This window comes from Microcystis sp. M49636_WE2, from assembly GCF_030065375.1.
Classification (GTDB): Bacteria; Cyanobacteriota; Cyanobacteriia; order Cyanobacteriales; family Microcystaceae; genus Microcystis; species Microcystis aeruginosa_C.
Map to the genome: position 1 here is coordinate 1 of NZ_JASJFG010000218.1, position 3,675 is coordinate 3,675.

Below are 3,675 nucleotides of genomic sequence, written 5' to 3' on the forward strand. Positions count from 1 at the left end.
AAAACCCAATCCCCCTCATTTGTCAAGGCTAAAACACATCTTTCTACTAATTCGATTGGATATTGACAAGGATGAATAGTTTTCTCTGGATGATTAGATTTAACGTTAGGAATATCCCATAGTAACTCATCCCATTCTTGTGCTAAAAACTCCCAAACATCGCTGGGATTTTTCCCTAAAGGATTACCAGAGGGTTTACCGATATTTTTACCTTTAAAATGGCGCTTACCAGGGTATTTAGCGGGGATTCTCACTGGATCAAGATTAAAGGTATATTTATCGGTTTTTGTCAACCATAAAATAGTTTCATACCTGCCAGAAAATCTTTTAGAGGTATGTAATCCATGACCAAAATGCCAGACAATTCTATTTCTTAAAAAGAAACCCATTTGTTTAAATAGCTGATAATAAAAAATATCTAAAGGATAAACTTCTCCCTCTTGAACGAAATTTCCCACCTGCCAGCAAATACTGCCATTATCTTGCAAGATTCTAGGGAATTCTCGCATAATTTTGGTTTGGGTTTCCAGATAAGTATCCAAAGAGATTTTTTTTTCGTAGTCTTTTCCTAAATTGTAGGGAGGAGAAGTAATAATCAAGCTCACAGAATTATCCGGTATAGTCTTGATAAAATTATTGCTATCTCCTTGATAAAGAATTATTTCGGCATCAGGTTGATAAAAGTCTCGCACTGATTTTGACTGAGAAAATAAGGGCAATTGATTCATAGAAAATTTAGCAGAGAAGAGCCACTTTTAATTAGGGTTTGCTGAAAAAGTTTTTCCTGGGGGCAGGGTGTGGGGTGTGGGGTGTGGGGTTTTACCCATTTTACATCCAATATTCAAGAGAGCCAGTTTTTTAAAACAATTAATGTTATCTGTAGCCAGCAAAGATATAACAAAAATTCTACTTTTTTAGATAAAAATCGGGAAGAAAGTTTTAACTTTTTTCTATTCTTCCCTTAACTCAGATTAGCTCAAACCCGGAACGCACTCGCCTAATTCCACTGTAAAAGGTTGCCAAGGACGAGGATCAATTACCTTTGTCGGCAAGTCATGGGATGTTAATAATTCTTGAAAAGATTCGGGACTACCCTCCGCACTTAACACCGCCATTAATAATCCTTTAAACTCGATATCACCACCGGCAGCCGTAGAAATAATATATTCGGGCTGCAAGCGTTGACAGACTGCCAAGGCGCTTTCTTGTCCTTTGATTACCGGTCCGAGGAAAGGTATTTTTAAGTCAATCAAAGGAGTGATAATAACAGCAATTTTACCGAGAGAATCGAGGCTAGGAGAATGATAACCGTGGGGTTCGTAGTAGATACTCTGATTTGTCGCTAATTCCTTGATAACATAACCATTTTCCACCAGAGTCGGCCCGACTGGAGAACCGGGGACGGCAGTAATTTCGATCGCATTGTCAAAGATATAACTAGAGCCGTGGGTTAAAGGGATGAGATGGGTATAATTAAGCGCTCGAACGACTTTTTCGGCATTAGGAGAAGCCACCACGGGAATTTGGCGATCGAGTACCTGTAAAGTAGGAGGATGGGCGTGATCTTCCAAACCTTGGGAGAGAAGAATCAGATCGATATTTTCGGGAATGGCATGATTAGCGGTTTTTTTGCCCTCAAATAGCCAAGTTAAATTACCAAAAGTCAGGGAACCTACCAACCAAGGATCGAGAAGCAGGCGTTTTCCCCCGATTTCGATTAACCAAGAATTACTATCAAGCCAAGTTAACTGCATATAAGCCGAGGAAGAATGGGGATTTTCTTAATTTAATTTAACATTAGCATTAACTTTTCTGCGCTTGGGGGTTTTTCAGTCATCAGTGAAAACACAGCACTGTTAATGCCATTTATAGCAGTTATCTTAATGGTGAGGTAGGAAGTCTCTGGTTTTAGGGAACGGGCAACAGTAGCCAGTCGTCAGGGGGTGATACCAAATTAAGTAGCTGGTTATAATTAAATTAAAAATGGATTTTAGGTTCGATCCCCCCTGCCCCCCTTGATAAGGGGGGTGCCGATAGGCGGGGGGATCTGAAAGTTTTTAATACCTATCTACTTAGGTTACACTTCATCTTGAGGAGAAACGCTGTAACACTCCTCACTTAATGCTGCTCACTGAAAACCCAAATCTGATCACTGATTACTGATTACTGATCACTGATCACTGATTAGTCAAGGCTTAAGAAATAGGGAAAGTTTAGCTATCTTAGGGAAAGTAGGCGCTAAAAGGGGAGGAAGAACGCATCAGCCGAGACTGAATTTCTATGACTAAACGTACCTTCGGTGTTATCGGACTAGCTGTCATGGGAGAAAATCTCGCTCTCAATGTGGAGAGTCGGGGTTTTCCCATCGCTGTTTACAATCGCACCGCCAGCAAAACTCAAGAATTTATGGAAACTCGCGCCGTCGGCAAAGATGTCAAGGCGGCCTATAGTTTAGAAGAATTCGTCCAAATTTTAGAGCGTCCCCGCAAAATTCTGGTCATGGTAAAAGCTGGCCCGCCGGTGGATGCCGTGATTGAACAATTAAAACCCCTTCTCGAAGAAGGAGATATGATTATCGATGGCGGTAACTCCCTCTATGAGGACACGGAAAGACGCACCCGCGACCTAGAATCGACCACTAAACTCGGTTTTGTCGGTATGGGGGTCAGTGGTGGCGAAGAAGGCGCTCTGCACGGTCCTTCCCTGATGCCGGGGGGTACAGAGTTCGCCTATCGGGAATTAGAGCCGATTTTAACCAAAATTGCCGCCCAAGTCGATGATGGTCCCTGTGTCACTTATGTGGGGGCCGGGGGGGCAGGCCATTATGTGAAAATGGTTCACAATGGCATCGAGTACGGCGATATGCAGTTAATTGCGGAAGCCTACGATGTGCTGAAAAATGGTCTAGGACTAAGCAATCAGCAGTTACAGGAAACTTTCGCCGAGTGGAACCGCACCGATGAGCTTAATTCTTATTTAATTGAAATTACCGCCGATATCTTTAAGTGTGTTGACCCAGAAACCGGTCATCATCTGGTAGATTTAATCTTGGATTCGGCGGGACAAAAGGGAACCGGACGCTGGACTGTGTTAAGTTCCTTAGAGTTGGGGGTGCCAATTCCGACCATTTATGCTGCGGTTAATGCTCGCGTGATGTCCGCTTATAAGGATGAACGGGTGGCCGCAGCCAAAGAGTTACCCGGACCAGGGGAAACCTATCCGGGGGATGCGGCACTATTTGTGGATAAGGTGCGTGATGCTCTTTACTGCTCGAAAATGTGTTCCTATGCCCAAGGTATGGCTTTAATCGCTAAAGCTTCTCAGGAGTTTAACTATAATATCAGTCTGCCGGAATCGGCCCGGATATGGAAGGGCGGCTGTATTATTCGGGCCAGTTTCTTGGATAAAATTCGCAAGGCTTTTGCGGAAAATCCGGGGCTGCCGAATTTGTTGTTAGCGCCGGAATTTAAACAAAGTATCCTCGATCGCCAAGAAGCATGGCGTGAGGTGTTAGTCTTGGCTAATAAGTTGGGGATTCCCGTCCCGGCTTTTAGTTCTTCTTTGGACTATTTTGATAGTTATCGTCGGGCCAATTTACCGCAAAATCTCACCCAAGCACAACGGGATTATTTTGGCGCTCATACCTATGAACGTACCGATAAACCCAGAGGTGAG

Annotated in this window: 3 protein-coding genes; 1 reads left to right on the top strand and 2 read right to left on the bottom strand. The window is 43.3% G+C overall.

Features of this window, described 5'->3' with window-relative positions; genetic code table 11:
• Together PX484_RS04950 and PX484_RS04955 are read right to left on the bottom strand one after the other, a co-directional pair.
• Positions 1-728 (bottom strand): DNA-methyltransferase (locus tag PX484_RS04950; RefSeq protein WP_288103054.1); only part of this gene is annotated, 728 nt, incomplete at its 3' end.
• 243 nt (positions 729-971) lie between these two features.
• On the bottom strand, positions 972-1,754 hold the full coding sequence (locus tag PX484_RS04955; protein ID WP_288103056.1) for an MBL fold metallo-hydrolase: 783 nt from the start codon (positions 1,752-1,754) through the stop codon (positions 972-974).
• 526 nt (positions 1,755-2,280) lie between these two features.
• Here PX484_RS04955 and gnd point away from each other — a divergent pair.
• A partial coding sequence (gene gnd, locus PX484_RS04960; RefSeq protein WP_288103058.1) for a decarboxylating NADP(+)-dependent phosphogluconate dehydrogenase occupies positions 2,281-3,675 on the top strand: 1,395 nt, incomplete at its 3' end.

Bases quoted from the DNA above. Each gene is read 5' to 3' on its own strand.
- PX484_RS04955 (WP_288103056.1), bottom strand. From the start codon at position 1,754: ATGCAGTTAACTTGGCTTGATAGTAATTCTTGGTTAATCGAAATCGGG.